Source organism: Caulobacter henricii (assembly GCF_001414055.1).
In the GTDB taxonomy this organism is placed as follows: domain Bacteria; phylum Pseudomonadota; class Alphaproteobacteria; order Caulobacterales; family Caulobacteraceae; genus Caulobacter; species Caulobacter henricii.
This window is the reverse complement of sequence record NZ_CP013002.1, coordinates 1,197,258-1,213,639: the sequence shown is the minus strand read 5'-3', so window position 1 is coordinate 1,213,639 and position 16,382 is coordinate 1,197,258. Positions and strand designations below refer to the sequence as shown.

Genomic DNA, 16,382 nt, shown 5'->3' with positions numbered 1-16,382 from the left:
GTAGATGCGGGTTTTTGCGGGGGAGACAAGGGGCAATGGCGCACTTGCCCCCTCCTGACCTGCTTCGCAGGTCGTCTTCCCCCGAAGGGGGAAGATGAGGTCCGCGCGTTTCATCTTCCCCCTCCGGGGGAAGACGGCTGCGCAGCAGCCCTTACGGGGCAAGTCTGGCGGACACGGTTTCGCAGCCTCGCGCGGAAACCGCCGAGGGAATGGGAAGGGTCGCGGAGCGCCCGGGCCTCGCCCGGATGTGAGTGCGAATAAGTACCGTTTCGACGAAGACAGACGCTCCACGTGACCGTTATCCCTCTGGCCGGGGCGCGCGGGTCTGGTTCAACCCTTCACCCCACCCGGGCCTTGTCCTCCTCGCGACGGACTTGAGCCTCTGGCTGCAGCCACGCCGATACCGGAGGGACCCGGAGCGAACCTTCGGACGGGCGGAGGCCCTGGCCAGCCTCCGATGGACAGGTTTACGTCCCCTGTCCTCTCTTTAAGCACGCCGGCACGGACCTTCGTCCGACCGGTGGCCCCGCTCGATCACCCCTGACAGCCGTCTCAGTCGCCGGCCGGACGCCCTTCCCGTGCTGTCAGCTGAGACTGATTATGCGGGCGGATTCAGCGCGGAGGACTGGCGCGATCTGACTTTTTGCAGGGCATTGATTGGACTTGGGTCTATTCGGAAAACGCCGGGGATAGATCGGACTCAATCCCCGTACTTGCCCCCTACGGGTCGCTGCGCGACCGTCTTCCGCCGGAGGGGGAAGATGAAGGGCTCGGATCTCATCTTCCCCCTGACAAGGGGGAGGACGACCGCGATAGCGGTCAGGAGGGGGCCTACTGCGGTGGCCGGGAAAGTCCCGCCCCCTTCGCGCTCACGCGGGAGCCATCCTTAAATCTCACGGCGAGACGATCGCCGGAGTGGAAAGGTCTCTCAAGGACGACGCTCCGCGTCGCCGCGAAGCGGCCGCCGGAGGCGGTCCTTGACAGACCTTTCCACTCCGGCACGCTGCAGCCTCCAGGAGATTTAAGGATGAGCGGGACGCGGGGCGTCCGCTTGTTGGATGGGCGGGGATGTCTGCTTCCGACCCTAGTGAGACGGCAGATGCTCCCCCTCTGGGGGAGCTGTCGCGGAGCGACTGAGGGGGCGGCACCGGCGGGCGTTGACCAGAGCTCTATCTGGGTCAGCGCCGCTTTGCCCCCTCCGGCCCTCCGGGCCACCTCCCCCAGAGGGGGAGGATCATCGGAGCCAACGTCCGCTAACCACCCTTCTTTGACATTGGCTGGGTCCGCTTCCTGGGCAGTCGCCTAAGGTTCGGTTTCGGGCAGCGTGTTCATTTCCGCTTCCGACCCATGACGGACCTTCAACGCCGGGTTATCATTTCTAAATGAAACGCCTTCCCGTGGAGCTCATTGCGGACGATGTTGTAATCGGCACCGCTCATCTGGCCCCATCTGACCCGTCCATGGGGGTCGCATACGCGACCTTTCAACCCGGTCCAGCCTATGTGGTCGATCTTCATGCACGAGCATCTGAGAAACGGGTGCTTGAGCTAAGTCCTACCCCGTTGAGCGCAAGGACTGATGCAGGGGAGAAAATTCAATGCGCGGGTATAGACCTAGAGGACTTCTCTGAAACACTCGGAGATGATGGGCGCGAAGTATGGGTCTTCGGTCTGGCGGGGTTCCAGACTTACTTCAGCTGAGCGTCCGCCATCCACCCAAAGCAGACGATGGAAACGCCCCCCTCTCCGCGCCGACGCCCGGACTTTCCCGCACCGGCAAGTCCCCACTCAAACCCGGCCTCACTCGCCGCGTCTGCCCACCTTCCCCCGCATCATCCCCCAATAGACCGCCCCCGCCAGCGCCAGCCCGACGAACCACGCATACATATAAAGCCCGGTCCAGAACGCCCCCACACCGCCGAACAGGTGCGGCGCGGCCGAGGCCAGGAAGCCCGGCAGGTTCGGCGCGACCCCCACGGCCAGGGCTGCGAGCGCCGCCGGGTTCCAGCCGCCGCGATAGGCGTAGGCGCCGTGCTTGGCGTACAGGTCATCCACCGCCAGTACGGTTTTCCGCAGCAGCCAGTAGTCGACGATCAGGATCCCCGCGATCGGTCCCAGCAGCGCGCCATAACCGACCAGCCAGACGAAGATATAGCCCTGGGTCGTCTCCAGCAGCTTCCACGGCATGATCAGCACGCCGATACCGGCCGTGATCCAGCCGCCGATGCGGTAGGTGATCCTGCTGGGCCAAAGGGCCGAGAAGTCATAGGCCGGGCCGACCAGATTGGCGGCGATGTTGCAGCACACGGTGTCGAGGCTGATAATCAGCAGGCCGATCACCACCGCGATGCCGCCGATGTCGCCGGCCAGCTGCACCGGATCCCACACCGCCTTGCCGAAGACGATCACCGTGGCCGAGGTGGTGATGACGCTGACCAGGGCCAGCAGGCCCATCGGGATCGGCAGGCCGATGGCCTGACCCAGGATCTGGTCGGCCTGTTTCTTCGCAAAGCGCGTGAAGTCGGGGATGTTCAGGGCCAGGGTCGCCCAGAACCCGACCATGGCGGTCAGGGCGGGCACGAAGACGCTCCAGAACTGGCCGGCCTTGGGGCCGCCGTCGACGAAGGCCGAGGGCTGGTGGAAGATCGGACCCAGGCCCCCGGCCTTGTCCATCGCCCACCAGACCATCAGGGCGCAAATGACCAGCTTGATCGGCGCGGTCCAGGTCTCAAGCCGGCGCACGGCGGTCAGGCCCTTGGTGACAAACAGCAGCTGGATGCCCCAGAAGGCCAGGAAGGCCAGCAGCTGGCCCAGGCCGATGCCCAGCAGCGGGATCGGCGCGCCGACCAGGCTGCGCCCCATGATCACGCCCAGCAGGGTCAGCAGCGCGCCGCCGCCGATCCAGGTCTGGATGCCGTACCAGCCGCAGGCCACCACCGCCCGGGCGACGGCGGGGATGCGCGCGCCCTTCCAGCCGAACGAGGCCCGCGCCAGCACGGCATAGGGCACGCCGTGCCGGGCCCCCGCATGGCCGATCAGCAGCATGGGAACCAGCACGACCAGATTGCCCAGCAGCACGGTCGCCACCGCCTGCCCGGCCGACATCCCCTGCTCGATCAGGCCCGAGGCCAGCATGTAGGCGGGCACGCAGATGACCATGCCCAGCCACAGGGCCGCGAAATGCCACCAGCGCCAGGTGCGTTGCGCCTCGCCGGTCGGGGCTAGGTCTTCATTCCAGAGATCGCGGTCGGGGGCGCTCATGCATCGGCTTCCCGCGGGCGCAGGACATCAGCTCGCGCCGGCCCCCGCCTCGGACGCGAGGGACGAGCTTAGGAGGGGTTGGGCTTGCGTGGCAAATGGGCGCGCGAATGGAGGCTCAGCGCCCTAACGCCCCCTCCGTCACGTCGCTTCGCGCCGCGCCACCTCCCCCGCACGCTTCGCTACGGGGCAGGAGAAGAACAGCTGAGCCCTCCTGCCCCGCTTGCGGGGCAGCGCTATCGCATATGACTCAAAACGGCTGTCATCCCGGACGAGCGCGCAGCGCGAAGATCCGGGACCGACGCCTGAGCTCAGCGCTTCCGGCGGTCCCGGATCGGCGCCCGGCTTCGCCGAGCTTGTCCGGGATGACAAATCTTCTGGACGCAAGCCCAGATGCGATAGCCCTAGCTAGCGGAGGAGGTCGCGCGGCGCGGATACGCGACGTGACGGAGGGGGCGTCGGGCGTCGGGGCCCGTCCTCACAGGCCGTCGGGAAAGCTCTAGCTCAGCCCCGCATAGGCCAGGGTCGCCATGCCGGCGACCAGAACGGCAAACAGGCTGACCAGGACAAGACGTCCCCAGTCGAAACAGGGACCGCCATGGCGAAGCACGGGCGGAGCGGGTTTGGTGATGTCGCACGCCGCGAAAAACACCGACTGGGTTTCCCCGGTCGCATAGGACTTCCTGGCCATGACGGCCTCCCTAACGATGCTCGCGCCTCTGACGGGCGCATGGCGTTAACCTAGCACCATTCCCCCGTCGGGCGAGTTCGTCAGCAATCACTAGCGCGTGGGACGAATCCTCGGCGCCGCCACTGCCTGTTTGAAAGTCAGATTCAAGGCATGCCCGCAAATCAGGCAGGGCGCCTAATCGGCGTGCCCCGGCCGGCGGGGCGTGGCCCAGGGCTCGGACACATCGGCCAGCACCACGTCCAGGCAATCGACTCCGACCCGCAGGTCGCCGCCGCCGGCGAAGGTCAGCATGACCGTACCGCCGGGGGCCTCGCCGGGCTCGAAGGTGATGGACAGTAGCTCGACGATGGCCCCCTTGGCCTCCCGGCGGAGGTTGCGCGCCTGGACGCCGGTGACATCGCCCAGCTGCAGGGCCGAACGCACGCGCTCGCCCTCCGCGCCCCGCTTGGTCGCCTTTTGGCCGCCGGCCTCCCAGCGAAAGCGGTTGCAGGCCAGGGTCAGGGTCCGGGCCTGGGCATCCCAGCGGATGTCGCCGATCTTGGCGACGGCATCCTGCAGGGCGGCGGAGATCACCGTCAGCCCTTCGGCATCCTGGGCCAGGAGTCTCAGGGCAGGCGCGGGCTTTGACATCTAGAGTTCGGCCTCTCCGTCACCCTTGATGCGGCGCACCTGCGCCCCACAGGCGGTGAGCTTTGCTTCCAAACGCTCGAAACCGCGATCCAGGTGATAGATGCGCGAAACCGTGGTCTCGCCGCGGGCCACCAGGCCCGCGATCACCAGGCTGACCGAGGCCCGCAGGTCGGTCGCCATGACCTCGGCCCCTTCCAGACGGGCGACACCGCGGACGCGGGCTTCGCCGCCGGACACCGAGATGTCGGCCCCCAGACGCATCAGTTCCGGAGCGTGCATGAAGCGGTTTTCGAAAATGGTCTCGCGGATGCGGCTTTCGCCGTCGGCCACGGTCATCAGGGCCATGAACTGGGCCTGAAGGTCGGTGGCGAAGCCCGGATAGGCCGCCGTCTCGATATCGACCGCCTTCAGGCGTTCGGCGCTACGGCGGATGATGACGCCGTCAGCGGTCGGCTCGACGCCGCAACCGGCCTCCTCGAGCTTGACCAGTAGGCTGTCGATCAGGCCCGGACGCGCCCGGGTCAGCCGCACCTCGCCCCCGGCCATGGCGGCGGCGACAGCAAAGGTGCCCATCTCGATCCGGTCGGGGATCACCGCGTGGGTCGCGCCGTGCAGGCGGGCGACGCCGGTGATGGTCACGGTCGGGGTGCCGGCACCCTCGACCTTGGCGCCCATGGCGTTCAGGCACTCCTGCAGGTCGAGCAGTTCGGGCTCGCAGGCGGCATTGTGCAGCACCGTGACACCATCGGCGATCACGGCGGCCAGCATGGCGTGCTCGGTGGCCCCCACCGACACGAACGGGAAGGTGATCTCCGCGCCCTTCAGGCCACGCGGGGCCTGGGCATAGACATAGCCTTCATGCAGATCGATCTTGGCCCCCAGGGCTTCCAGAGCCTGCAGGTGCAGGTCGACCGGTCGCGCGCCGATGGTGCAGCCGCCCGGCAGCGAGACCTTGGCCTGGCCGGTGCGGGCGATCAGCGGACCCAGCACATTGAACGAGGCCCGCATCTGGCGGACCAGGTCATAGGGCGCAAAGCCGCTGGTGATCTCGGGGGCGTGCAGCAGGGTCTGCTGACCGTCGGGACCGTCGCTTTCCGTGACGCTGGCGCCCAGCCGCGAGAGCAGCTTGCCGAGGAACCGGGTGTCGGCCAGACGCGGCATATTGGTCAGGCGCAGCGGCTCATCGGTGAGCAGGCTGGCTGCCATGAGCTTGATGGCAGAGTTCTTGGCGCCGCTGACGGGGATTTCCCCGTGAAGCTGCGCGCCGCCGATGATGGCGATGCGATCCAAATGACGTCCCTCGAACGCGCGGCGGGGACGGTCCGTCGCGCGGGTCACATGTGAGGGGCGGGTTCTATCCGTTGCAAGAGGGGTTGCAAGGGGCGGCGGTCAAATGGGTGCGGAAAGGTCATAGGGCCGACCGTCCGGCCAGCTTAGCTCAAAGCCCGTGCTGGCCAGATCCAGGGCCACCTGGGCCAGGGCGATGGCCCTCTGGGTCGCCTGCAATCCATCCACGCCGAAGGCCGCCTTGCCATGGTCCGTGTCAAACGCCCCGCCGTCGCCGCTCAGCCGCACGGCGCAGCAGACCTCGTCCGAGTGCGGGGCGCCATAGGGCACCGAGAGTTCCAGCCGCAGGGTGACCTGCCGGCCATCGCGATGCGACAGTCCGACCAGGCACCGCACGGGGCTGTAGGGCTGTGGCGCGGCCACCGCGGCGGCGGCTGCCCGGTCCTCGCCGTCCGGGGCCGGCCGCGCGGCGGCCTTGCGCCGGCGCAGATTGGTCCGCAGGGCTTCGGCGAGCCGGGCTTCGCGGCGGGATTTGTCGTCTGGGATCGGCATGGGCGAGGGGTGCGGCGACGAAGTCTGTGGGTCAAGTCGCATTTAGGCTTTGCATTCGCGATTTGGCTCGCTATACGCCCCTCCTCTTCGCCGCGGTAGCTCAGTGGTAGAGCGCATCCTTGGTAAGGCTGAGGTCCAGGGTTCGAGTCCCTGTCGTGGCACCATGGAGCCCCAATCCCTTAAAGGGTTGGGGCTCCAACCTCCTCCCACTCCCCATGGTGTGAGTTGAGAACGCGGAGAGAAGGTCGCCCCGAAAGGCGGGGAGATTATGGGGAGCGCGTCCCCTGGGCGTGCCGGTTCCAAGACCAAAGACCCTGGCGTTACCCGCGCCCAATACCGGCAACACAAGGCTGACCAGCGCCTGATACGCGGCCACGCCACCGTCGCCCTGGGCCTTTCTCTCTATGATCGGGGCCGGACGCAAACCTGCTTCACCCTGGAATGCCCCTGCGGCCCGGTTGCCATCGAGGTGGTGCCCGACGGCGGCCCGGCGGCGGCGCGCGCGAGGCCGGGGCGACCGTCGTCTGATCGATCTGGATTTACGGACCGAGCAAGAATGCGCCTGGGTCAATGAATGCAATGCCCGCATGCGGTCGGAACTGCTCGACCTGAGCTCCGATCCTTTCGCAATGGACTGGCTCTTCGCCAACAAGGTGCCGCGCCAGCCGCCGGCGCGTTCCGTCCGACACCCGGATCCGGCTCCGCCTCTGGCGGGGCCGGCGCGCTATCAGGGCGTCAGCGGAACCGCTCGATCCGCAAAGCCTCGAGCCAGGTCGGGGTCGGTCGTCCCAGCGCCATCTGCTCCAGCACCTCGGCCGTCGAAGCCGCGAGCGTCAGGCCCAGATGCTGGTGGCCAAAGGCGTAGTGGATCATGGGGTGTGCCTGGAGCCGTCCGATCGCCGGCAGATAGTCCGCCAGCGTCGGTCGCGGGCCGCACCATCGGTCGGGCGTGTCGGAAAAGGTGACGCCGAGATCGCGCAAACTCCGCTCGATCTGACGCCACTTGCGCGGGTCCGGCGCGGCGGACGGATCACCGAACTCGACGTGACTGGAGGCGCGCAGGCCGCCCTTGAAGCGCGCGACGGCCAGGGCTCGATCTTCGAACACCGTCAGGGGCAGGTCTTCGGGCCAGTCATGTCGCGCCGACTGCACCGAGTAGCCTCGCTCCCCGATCAACGGGACGCACACACCCAGCGGTGCCATCAGACGCGCGGACCAGGCCCCGGCGGCGACCACCACCTTGTCCGCATCCACGACCGAACCGTCTGCCAGGACGACCTCAGCGGCCTCGCCCGCCGGCCGCACGGCCGTCGCCTCGCCATGGACGACACCCCCGCCGAGCCGCTCAAAGCCGCTCAGCAAGGCGTTGCGTACCCGCTGCGGCTCACTGACCTGGCCCGTGCCGCTGAAGCGAACCCCGCCGGCCGGGCGCGCGGCCAGAACGCCGTCATAGGCGGCGAGGTCTTCGGCCTCCATCGGTCGAAACGTCGCGCTTCCGGTGCGCGCCCGACGCCAGGCCTGCAGGCCGCGTCGCGCCGCCTCGGGCGTCGACCAGACGACGGCGTGGCCGGTCGGGCGGATCAGATCATCGGGCGCGTCGGCCAAGGCGGCCAGTCGTCCCCAGGCCCCCAGCGGGTCTTCCAGCAGGCGGGTCAGCAGCTCTGCCCCATGCGCCGCAGCCGCCGGCCTCGATGCGGCCAGGAAACGCAAGGCCCAGGGTCCCCACCGGCCGACGTCGCGCGCGCGGAAATCCAGCGGGCCGCCAAAGGCGAACAGCCGTCCAACTGCGCTCCTCAGCGTGGCGGGCGACGGCATGGGCTCGCACTGTTCAGCGGCGATGTGGCCGATATTGCCGAAGGAAGCGCCGCGCCGGGGATCGCCCCGATCGATCAGAACCACCTCAAAGCCGGCCGCCTGCAGGCGCAGGGCGATCGCTGCGCCGACCAGACCGCCGCCGACCACCGCCCAACGCCGGGACGGCGTCACGCGGAGGCACCCTCGCCAAAGGGATCGTCCAGACTGTGCGACGGCTGGGTGAACCAGACCGGGCCCGCCTCGCTCATATAGAAATGGTCCTCGAGCCGGACGCCGAACTGGCCGGGGATCACCAGCATGGGCTCGTTGGAGAAACACATGCCAGCCTGAAGCGGCGTGCGGTCGCCGCGCACCAGATTGGGGGACTCGTGAATGTCCAGGCCGATGCCGTGGCCAGTGCGGTGCGGCAGTCCGGGCAGGCGGTAGTCCGGGCCGTAGCCGAGACCGGTCAGATAGTCGCGCGCGCCAGCATCGACGCTCTCGCAAGGCGCGCCCAGCTTCGCCGCCTCGAAGGCTCGCGCCTGGGCCTGCTTCTCGTGTTCCCAGACGCGGCGGAACTCGGCCGTGGGAGCGCCGAAGACATAGGTGCGGGTGATGTCGGAGTGATAGCCGTCGACCAGGGTGCCCGTATCGATCAGCACAACGTCGTCGGTCTTCAAGGCCCGGTCGCCCTCGCCCCCGTGCGGCAAACAGGTGTCGTCACCGAAGGAGACCAGGCAGAACCACGACCCGCCCTCCCCGCCCAGAGCGCGGTGCTCGGCGTCGATGAAGCGCTTGACCTCGGATGTCAGCACCCCGGCCTTCAGCCAGTGACGCGTTCGACGCTGGACCTCCAGGGTGATGGCCTTGGCCCGACCCAGAAGAGCGATCTCGGCCGGAGACTTGAGGCTGCGCTGGGCCACGATCAGCGGGCCGCCGTCGGTCACGCGATCCGCGCCCAGGGCCTGACTCAAGCCCAGCCAGATGAAGGCCGCCGCCTGATCGTCCACCGCCAACCGGCCGCCCGATGGCAGACGGGTCGCCGCCAGGGCGTAGGGGCTCTCTTCCTCCTCCCAGGTCAGGATCTCGCCCGCGATCGCATTCGGCGCGGAGGTCAGGCCCGCGATCTTGTCCAGCTCGAAGCGGGGGCAGATGTAGTCCACCGTTCCGTCAGCATGGATCAGGGCACCTGTCAGGCGCTCGGACGGATGCCATGCCAAGCCGGTGAAATAGAGCAGCGACGCCGTTGGGCCGAGCAACAGCGCGGACAGCCCTTCCGCCCGCAGCCGGGCGGCCATGGTCTGAACGCGGGCGCGCCGCTCATCGGCGGTGATGGGAGAAGCGGGAGGTGCGAAAAAGCTCATGACTGCAGCGTATATTGTATCTGATCTGTAGCCGTGTTTTTGTCACGCCTCTGATCGCCCGGCAAGGACGGCGAGACCTCGGGGGAGGAAAACATCATGATCCTGACCGTTCTGCTGACGGCGCTGATCGTCCTGGCCGCCGTCTACGCCGTCCAACTGGTGCGCACTGCACGTGAATGCGGTGAGCTTAAGCCCAAGGCCGAGGGCGTGGCCATCGGGGCCGTGGCCAATTTCTTCGACGCTCTCGGTATAGGTTCCTTCGCCCCGACCACTGCTTGGCTACGTTTCCGCAAGTTGGTTCCCGACAGCTTCCTGCCCGCCGTTCTGAACGCGGGCCACTGCCTGCCCACGGTGACGCAGGGGCTGGTCTTCATGCATCTGATCCAGGTCGACCCTGTGCTGCTGTTCGCCTGCATCGCCGCCTCGATCATCGGGGCGGTGATCGGCGCGCCCATCGTGGTACGCCTGCCGGTTCGCGCGGTGCAGATCGTGGTCGGCGCTGCCCTGCTGATCGCGGCGGGGCTCTACGCCATGACCAATCTGAACCTGATGCCGGCAGGCGGCCAGGCGGTGGCTCTGGACGGTCATCTGTTCATCGTCGCCGTGGCCGCCCATCTGGTCATGGGCGCCCTGATGAGCTTTGGCGTCGGCCTCTATGCGCCTTCGCTGATCATGCTCAGCCTGATGGGGATGAACCCGACGGCGGCCTTCCCGATCATGATGGGCGCCTGCGCTTTCCTGATGCCGGTTTCGGGCCTGCGCTTCATCAAGAGCCAGCGCATCGACCTGAGGCTCGTACTGGGCATGGCGATCGGCGGGATCCCTGCCGTGCTGCTCGCGGCATTCGTCATCACCTCCCTGCCGCTGACGGTTCTGCGCTGGGGCGTGGTGGCGGTCGTCCTCTATGCCGCGGCCAGCCTGCTGACGACCGCCCTCAAGTCGCGGTCAGGCGTCGCCGCCGTGGCCGACCGGGCGGACTGAACGCGCCGACCTGCCCAAGGACGTCCCTAAACGCGCTTGCGGCTGCGCCCCGTGACGGGCCCTTCCGAGGCGACGACATTGCCAAACTCCTCGCGCAGGTCGCGCAGAGTGTGCTCCAGATGCGCCGCCACCAAGCGGCGCACCACCTTGGCATCGCGGCTCATCCAGGCCTGCAGGATCTCGCGGTGCTCCGCCTCAGCCGTCAGGTGGCGATCATTGCCTTCGAGATGCCTGCGGACGTACCGGTCAGCCATGACGTGCAGGCGCGCGGTGATCTCGGTCGTCAGCACCCGCCCGCCGGGCTGGATCAAGGCCATGTGAAAGGCGCGATTCAGCGGCCCCACGCTTGGCAGGTGTGCGGCGGCGGCGGCGTCCAGCTCGGCCAGCATGCGCTGAGCGACGGCGCGCTGATCGTCATTGGCCGCGAGGCAGGCCTGGGCTGCGGCGTCGGGTTCCAGCTTCAGGCGCAGTTCGTAGATTTCCTCGGCTTCGGTCGCGCTCATGCCCCGCACGAAGAAGCCGCGGTTGGCGTGCGACACCACCAGGCCGTCCTGTTCCAGACGAACCAGGGCTTCGCGCAAGGGAATCTTGGAGACGTTCAGGTCGGCTGCAAGGGCGTCCTGGCGGATCGGCACGTCCGGTTCGATGACACCGGTCAAGATCATGTCCCGCACCACCTCCATCAGGCGGTCGGACAGGGTTCGGACTTCAAACGGGGACGCGGCCATGCAGTTCATCGAGTCGAATGACTGGGCCGAACGCCCACGCCAAGCCATAGCTTGCGGTGACTGCAATTACGATGTGGAACACGCTAGACAACCTGGAAACCCGCCCAGAACGGATCGCGGCGGTCCACCCAGATGGTATTGAAGCCCGTAGCGACCGCAGAACCCTCGATGGAGGGAATGATCGCCTTGTACGCCCCCACCGTCGTCTCCGCTTCGACACGGCCGATAAAGCGACTGCAGATGTAGCTTTGATGGACGAAGGCGTCGCCGACCTTGAGCCGTCCCTTGCCGTGCAGATGGGCCAGCCGCGCCGAGGTACCGGTGCCGCATGGGCTGCGGTCGATGGCCTTGTCGCCATAGAAGACGGCGTTGCGGCCGTCAGCCCCGTCGCCTTTCGGAACGTCGGCCCACAGGACGTGGCTGACGCCGTTGATCGACGGCTCGTCCGGGTGCACCGGCTGGAAGACGTCACGCACCCGCTCTCGCACCATGCCGCTCAATTCCACGATGCGGCTCGCGCCCAGGTCGTCCAACCCCGTATAGGGGCCTTGCGGCTCGACGATGGCGTAGTAGTTGCCGCCGTAGGAGACATCGACACGCAAGGGGCCAAAGCCCGGAACCTCGATCTCTATGCCTTCCGCCGCCAGATAGCTGGCGATGTTGCGAATACGCACCGAGGTCACGCGGTCGCCCTCGGTTTGATAGGTGATATCCAGCACCCCGGCCGGAACCTCAACCTTCAGCCTCCCGGGATTGCGCGGCCGGATCAGGCCGTGCTCGAGGCCGAAGGTGATCATGCCGATGGTCCCGTGGCCGCACATGGGCAGGCAGCCGCTGGTCTCGATGAACAGGATGCCCGCATCGGTGTCGGGCAGGGTCGGCGGGTACAGGAACCCGCCGCTCATCATGTCGTGACCGCGCGGTTCGAAGCACAGCGACGTCCGGATCCAGTCGTAGCGGTCGAGGAAATCGAGCCGCCGCTCGGCCATGCTCGTCCCTGACAACAGGGGCGCGCCGCCGGCGACCAGGCGAACCGGGTTGCCGGCGGTATGACCGTCAATGCAGAAGAAGACGTCGCGCATCGAAACCCCCGATCAGACGATCTTGAGGGCCGTGCCCGAGCCGACCGGCCGCGTCGCCGCCGCCTTTTCGACCATGGCGATGACTTCAGCCCGGCGCGCACCCGTCAGGGGCATACGCGGCATGCGGACCCGCTCGGTCCCGCGCCCCATGATGGCCTCGGACAGCTTGATCGACTGCACCAGGTCCGCCACGGCGTCGAGGTGCAGCAGCGGCATGAACCAACGATAGATCTCGAGCGCGCGCGCCAAGTCACCGTCCTTCACCGCCCGAACCAGGGCCACGGATTCCTCGGGGAAGGCGTTGGTCAGGCCGGAGACCCAACCCCGGGCACCCAGCATCATGCCCTCCAGCGCCACGTCGTCCAGGCCGACCATGAGGGCGTAGCGGTCGCCCAGTTCATTGATGATGTCGGTGATGCGCCGCGAGTCCGGCGCGCTTTCCTTCAACGCCACGATATTGGGCACGTCCGACAGGCGCTTCAGGTCAGCGTTGGTCAGCGCGATCCGGTACATGGTCGGGTTGTTGTAGAGCATGTTGGGCAGGCCGCTGGCCGCCGCCACCGCCCGGAAGTGAGCCTCAAGCTCTTCAGCCGTCGGCATATAGACCATGGCCGGCAGCACCATCAGGGCGTCCACGCCGATGTCCTCGGCGTCCTTGGCGTAGCGTTCGGCGCGCGACGTGGTCAGTTCGCTGACGCCGGTGATGATCGGCACACGACCGTCGGCGACCTCGACCGCCGCCTTCAGGACAGCGCGCTTTTCCTCGGGCTCCAGCGAGTTGTTCTCACCAACAGTGCCCATGACGATGATGCCGTCGACGCCGTCCTTGATCAGGCCGTCCAGCACCTTCTGGGTGGCGTCCAGATCCACGCCCAGCGCCTCGTCGAATTGGGTGGTGGCCGCAGGGATGACCCCACTCCATTCCAGCGTTACCCCAGCCATAAGCCATTCCTTCTAAAGCAGACCATTATCGTATACGATATTCAAGTCGCAACGAAGTCAAGCGATTGGCCGCCTGGGGCGCGCCGTCTTTTGACGGAATCGGAATTCCCAAAATGGAAGACGCATCAGGGCTGGATCGAGCCCGAGCGTCTGGTGTTCATCGACCAGACCAGGGGGATTGATGGGCCGATCAACGGGGAGTTCTTCCGACACGACATCGAGCAGGTCCTGGCGCCGCCCCTCGCGCCAGGACCGTTGAAGCCACGTGGCGAAAGGCTCTAGGCCGCGCTGTAGCTGGTCTTCGTCAGGGTGAAGAAATCAGCGGCGGCGAAGCCTTGTTCGCGCTGACCGTAGGACGAGGCCTTGGTGCCGCCGAACGGGACATGATAGTCGACCCCGGCGGTGGCCAGGTTGACCATGGTCATGCCCGCCTTGGCCCGGCGCTGGAAGTCGCGGGCGTGCTTCAGCGACTGGGTGATGATACCCGCCGACAGGCCGAACTCGCCGCCGTTGGCGACCTCCAGGGCCTGCTCGTAGTCCTTGACCCGAAGGGTCGAGGCGACCGGGCCGAAGACCTCTTCGGTGTTGATGCGCATGGCCGGATCAGTGTCGGCGATCAGGGTCGGCTGGACGTACCAGCCGGGCGCTTCAAGGTTCAAACGCTCGCCGCCGGTGACGAGGCGGCCGCCTTCGGACGCCGCGATGTCGATGTAGCGATAGGAGGTCTCGCGTTGATCCTCCGAGACGGCGGGGCCGACTTGGGTCTGGGGATCGAGGGCGTGGCCGACCCGCAGGGCGGCGACCTTCTCGGCCAGAGCGGCAACGAAGCGGTCGTGGATGCCGTCCTGCACGATCAGGCGGCTCGACGCCGTGCAACGCTGGCCGGTGGCGAAGAAGCTGCCGTCCAGGGCGATGGCCACGGCGCGGTCGAGGTCTGCGTCGTCCAGCACGATCAACGGGTTCTTGCCGCCCATTTCCAGCTGCACGCGGGCCTGACGCGCCACGGCGCAGGCGGCGACGCCCGCGCCCACGCCCTGCGAACCGGTAAAGCTGACGCCCGCAACATCCTTATGGTCGACAATGGCCTGCCCCACGCGACCGCCGCCAATGACCAGGTTCAGTACTCCCTTGGGCAGGCCGGCTTCATGCAGGATGGCGACCAGGGCCTCGGCCGTGGCCGGGGTGTGGCTGGCCGCCTTCATCACCACCGTATTGCCGAAGGCCAGGGCGGGTGCCGCCTTCCACGCCGGGATGGCGATGGGGAAGTTCCATGGGGTGATCAGGCCATAGACCCCGACCGGCTGGCGATAGGTCTGGATCTCCACGCCCGGACGGGTCGAAGCCAGGTTCTGGCCGTGCAGGCGCAGGGCCTCGCCGGCGAAGTATTTCAGAATTCGGGCGGCGCGGGCTGTCTCGCCGATCCCCTCGGCCAGGGTCTTGCCCTCTTCGCGCGACAGCAGGCGACCGACCGTCTCGCGGCGTTCCATCAGCAGGCTTCCGGCCCGGTCCAGCACGTCCGAACGCACCTCGGGCGAGGCATTGGCCCAGCCGTCGAAGGCGGCCGACGCCGCAGCCACGGCTTCATCCACCTCGGCCACGCCGCCGTTCGGGGCCAGGGCCACGATCTCGCGCGTGTCGGAGGGGTTCAGGCTCTCGAGCTTGCCCGTGTCCCGGCGTTCGCCGTTGATCCAGTGTGACAGTTCAATCGGAGCGGTCATGGGGCGTTCTCTGAGTAGGGAAGGAAGACGGACGTCGGGCTCAAAGGCCCAGAGCCAGGATCTGGTCGTAAAGCACCTTGGGCGCGTGCACTCCGCGCGCCAGACTGCGGGCGCGGGCGGCGTAACGTCGCTCGGACGGCAGGCGCGCGTCCTGGTCGGCAAAGGCGGCGAACAGGGCCTCAGCGCGGGCGGCGTTGGCGGCCGGATCACCCCCGCCCATGATGGCGGGATCAAAGGCCAGGATCAGCTCCCCGTGCATGGGCGCCGCCTTGTCGCCGTCGTCGAAGGCCATGGATTCGCGGCTGGTCAGATCGCCGATCAACGGCCCAGCCATCAGTTCGATCATGGTCGACAGGGCCGAACCCTTGTGGCCGCCGAAGGTCAGCATTGCCCCGTCCAGCGCGGCGCGGGCGCTGGTCGTGGATTGCCCCTCGGCATCGACGCCCCAACCCTCGGGAATCGGCTTTCCGGCGATGTCATGCAGTGAGACGTCCCCGCGCGCGACGGCGCTGGTGGCGAAGTCGAAGACATAGGGATGCGGCCCCGGACGCGGCCAGCCGAAGGCGATGGGATTGGTGCCCAGCAGTCCTTTCTTGCCGCCCGCCGGTGCCACCCACGAATGGCTGAGCGTCATGGCAAGGGCGGCCACGCCCCGCTCGGTCAGTTGTTCGATCTCGGGCCACAGGGCCGAGAAGTGGTAGCAGTTGTTGATCACCAGGGCCGCCACCCCGACCGTCTTGGCCTTTTCCACCAGCAGGGGCGCGGCGCGCTCAAAGGCCAGCAGGGAATAGGCCCGGCGCGCATCGGCCCGCACCAGGGCCGGCGAGACGTCCTCGATCACCGGCTCGGCGTCCAGGGACATCTTGCCCGAGCGTATGGTCATGACGCATCCGGGCAGACGATAGAGGCCGTGCGAGGCGCATTCGTCCCGCTCGCCGGCCGTGATGACGCGGGCCGCCGCCTCGGCGTGCGGCACGGACAGGCCAGCCGCGATCAGCACCCGCCGCGACAGGTCGAACACCTCCTGGATCGAGAGGTCGACCGTCTCCTGATCCCTGAACACGCTCATGAACGTCCCTCCGGTCGCCGGCACAATCGTATACGATAATTGCCGGACGGCGCGGAAACATCAAGGCCCGTTGCAAGACGGCGCGCTTGACGCCCAACCGGGCCCCGGACAGCCAAAACACCAGCCCCCCCGGGGCGATCATTGCGAAGAGCGCGCCCAGCGCCTCCTCAGCCCCCGGGGTTGCGCCCACGCCCCTCCGCACGTGCCGCAACGCCAAAGCCGAATTCACCAGAGTCAGGCGTGGACCACGCTCTCGGTCAGAGGACTGGCGCGCGCCATTGAGGCTC

Annotated in this window: 13 protein-coding genes and 1 tRNA gene; 2 read left to right on the top strand and 12 right to left on the bottom strand. The window is 67.6% G+C overall.

Going from position 1 to position 16,382, the window contains the following annotated elements; all coding sequences use genetic code 11:
* Nucleotides 1-1,799 precede the first annotated feature (1,799 nt).
* The 5 genes from AQ619_RS05680 to AQ619_RS05660 all read right to left on the bottom strand — a co-directional run bounded on the left by AQ619_RS05680 (nt 1,800) and on the right by AQ619_RS05660 (nt 6,417).
* On the bottom strand, nt 1,800-3,260 hold the full coding sequence (locus tag AQ619_RS05680; RefSeq protein ID WP_062145341.1) for an NCS1 family nucleobase:cation symporter-1: 1,461 nt from the start codon (nt 3,258-3,260) through the stop codon (nt 1,800-1,802).
* 496 nt (nt 3,261-3,756) lie between these two features.
* The gene (locus AQ619_RS05675) at nt 3,757-3,948 is read right to left on the bottom strand and encodes a hypothetical protein (protein ID WP_062145339.1); all 192 of its coding nucleotides are present in this window, start codon (nt 3,946-3,948) and stop codon (nt 3,757-3,759) included.
* A gap of 174 nt (nt 3,949-4,122) precedes the next feature.
* A complete protein-coding gene (locus AQ619_RS05670; RefSeq protein WP_062145337.1) occupies nt 4,123-4,578 on the bottom strand; it encodes a DUF2948 family protein in 456 nt (151 codons plus the stop codon).
* Nucleotides 4,579-5,868: a UDP-N-acetylglucosamine 1-carboxyvinyltransferase gene (gene murA, locus AQ619_RS05665; RefSeq protein ID WP_062145335.1), complete on the bottom strand. Its 1,290-nt coding sequence runs from the start codon at nt 5,866-5,868 to the stop codon at nt 4,579-4,581.
* A 99-nt stretch (nt 5,869-5,967) separates the two neighbouring features.
* Nucleotides 5,968-6,417, bottom strand: coding sequence for a hypothetical protein (locus AQ619_RS05660; protein ID WP_062145333.1), 450 nt, complete (start codon nt 6,415-6,417; stop codon nt 5,968-5,970).
* An 89-nt stretch (nt 6,418-6,506) separates the two neighbouring features.
* Between AQ619_RS05660 and AQ619_RS05655 the strand changes: the two genes are divergently transcribed.
* Nucleotides 6,507-6,581, top strand: a tRNA-Thr gene (locus AQ619_RS05655).
* Nucleotides 6,582-7,152: 571 nt separating this feature from the next.
* Here AQ619_RS05655 and AQ619_RS05650 read toward each other — a convergent pair.
* Both AQ619_RS05650 and AQ619_RS05645 read right to left on the bottom strand, forming a co-directional pair.
* Nucleotides 7,153-8,403 carry an NAD(P)/FAD-dependent oxidoreductase gene (locus AQ619_RS05650; RefSeq protein ID WP_062145331.1) on the bottom strand — a complete coding sequence of 417 codons (1,251 nt, stop codon included), beginning with the start codon at nt 8,401-8,403 and terminating at the stop codon, nt 7,153-7,155.
* Entirely contained in the window at nt 8,400-9,575 is a 1,176-nt protein-coding gene (locus AQ619_RS05645; RefSeq protein ID WP_062145329.1) for a M24 family metallopeptidase, read from the bottom strand. The genes AQ619_RS05650 and AQ619_RS05645 overlap by 4 nt, the downstream gene beginning before the upstream one ends.
* 96 nt (nt 9,576-9,671) lie before the next feature.
* Between AQ619_RS05645 and AQ619_RS05640 the strand changes: the two genes are divergently transcribed.
* A complete protein-coding gene (locus AQ619_RS05640; protein ID WP_062145327.1) occupies nt 9,672-10,556 on the top strand; it encodes a sulfite exporter TauE/SafE family protein in 885 nt (294 codons plus the stop codon).
* Between the two features lie 26 nt (nt 10,557-10,582).
* Here the strand turns inward: AQ619_RS05640 and AQ619_RS05635 are convergent, their stop codons facing one another.
* The 5 genes from AQ619_RS05635 to AQ619_RS05610 form a co-directional block, all read right to left on the bottom strand.
* A complete protein-coding gene (locus AQ619_RS05635; RefSeq protein ID WP_062145325.1) occupies nt 10,583-11,284 on the bottom strand; it encodes a GntR family transcriptional regulator in 702 nt (233 codons plus the stop codon).
* 83 nt (nt 11,285-11,367) lie between these two features.
* Nucleotides 11,368-12,366 carry a 4-hydroxyproline epimerase gene (locus tag AQ619_RS05630; protein WP_062145323.1) on the bottom strand — a complete coding sequence of 333 codons (999 nt, stop codon included), beginning with the start codon at nt 12,364-12,366 and terminating at the stop codon, nt 11,368-11,370.
* A 12-nt stretch (nt 12,367-12,378) separates the two neighbouring features.
* Nucleotides 12,379-13,308, bottom strand: a complete 930-nt coding sequence (locus AQ619_RS05625; RefSeq protein ID WP_062145321.1) for a dihydrodipicolinate synthase family protein — start codon at nt 13,306-13,308, stop codon at nt 12,379-12,381.
* Nucleotides 13,309-13,586: 278 nt separating this feature from the next.
* Entirely contained in the window at nt 13,587-15,026 is a 1,440-nt protein-coding gene (locus tag AQ619_RS05615; protein WP_062145317.1) for an aldehyde dehydrogenase family protein, read from the bottom strand.
* A gap of 40 nt (nt 15,027-15,066) precedes the next feature.
* Nucleotides 15,067-16,095, bottom strand: coding sequence for an Ldh family oxidoreductase (locus tag AQ619_RS05610; RefSeq protein ID WP_062145315.1), 1,029 nt, complete (start codon nt 16,093-16,095; stop codon nt 15,067-15,069).
* Between the last annotated feature and the right edge of the window lie 287 nt (nt 16,096-16,382).

What these genes read in the sequence shown, in the direction of transcription:
- AQ619_RS05635 (WP_062145325.1), bottom strand. Translation starts at nt 11,284, where the DNA reads ATGGCCGCGTCCCCGTTTGAAGTCCGAACCCTGTCCGACCGCCTGATG.
- AQ619_RS05645 (WP_062145329.1), bottom strand. Translation starts at nt 9,575, where the DNA reads ATGAGCTTTTTCGCACCTCCCGCTTCTCCCATCACCGCCGATGAGCGG.
- AQ619_RS05610 (WP_062145315.1), bottom strand. Translation starts at nt 16,095, where the DNA reads ATGAGCGTGTTCAGGGATCAGGAGACGGTCGACCTCTCGATCCAGGAG.
- AQ619_RS05630 (WP_062145323.1), bottom strand. Translation starts at nt 12,366, where the DNA reads ATGCGCGACGTCTTCTTCTGCATTGACGGTCATACCGCCGGCAACCCG.
- AQ619_RS05640 (WP_062145327.1), top strand. Translation starts at nt 9,672, where the DNA reads ATGATCCTGACCGTTCTGCTGACGGCGCTGATCGTCCTGGCCGCCGTC.
- AQ619_RS05660 (WP_062145333.1), bottom strand. Translation starts at nt 6,417, where the DNA reads ATGCCGATCCCAGACGACAAATCCCGCCGCGAAGCCCGGCTCGCCGAA.
- AQ619_RS05670 (WP_062145337.1), bottom strand. Translation starts at nt 4,578, where the DNA reads ATGTCAAAGCCCGCGCCTGCCCTGAGACTCCTGGCCCAGGATGCCGAA.
- AQ619_RS05680 (WP_062145341.1), bottom strand. Translation starts at nt 3,260, where the DNA reads ATGAGCGCCCCCGACCGCGATCTCTGGAATGAAGACCTAGCCCCGACC.
- AQ619_RS05615 (WP_062145317.1), bottom strand. Translation starts at nt 15,026, where the DNA reads ATGACCGCTCCGATTGAACTGTCACACTGGATCAACGGCGAACGCCGG.
- AQ619_RS05625 (WP_062145321.1), bottom strand. Translation starts at nt 13,308, where the DNA reads ATGGCTGGGGTAACGCTGGAATGGAGTGGGGTCATCCCTGCGGCCACC.
- AQ619_RS05675 (WP_062145339.1), bottom strand. Translation starts at nt 3,948, where the DNA reads ATGGCCAGGAAGTCCTATGCGACCGGGGAAACCCAGTCGGTGTTTTTC.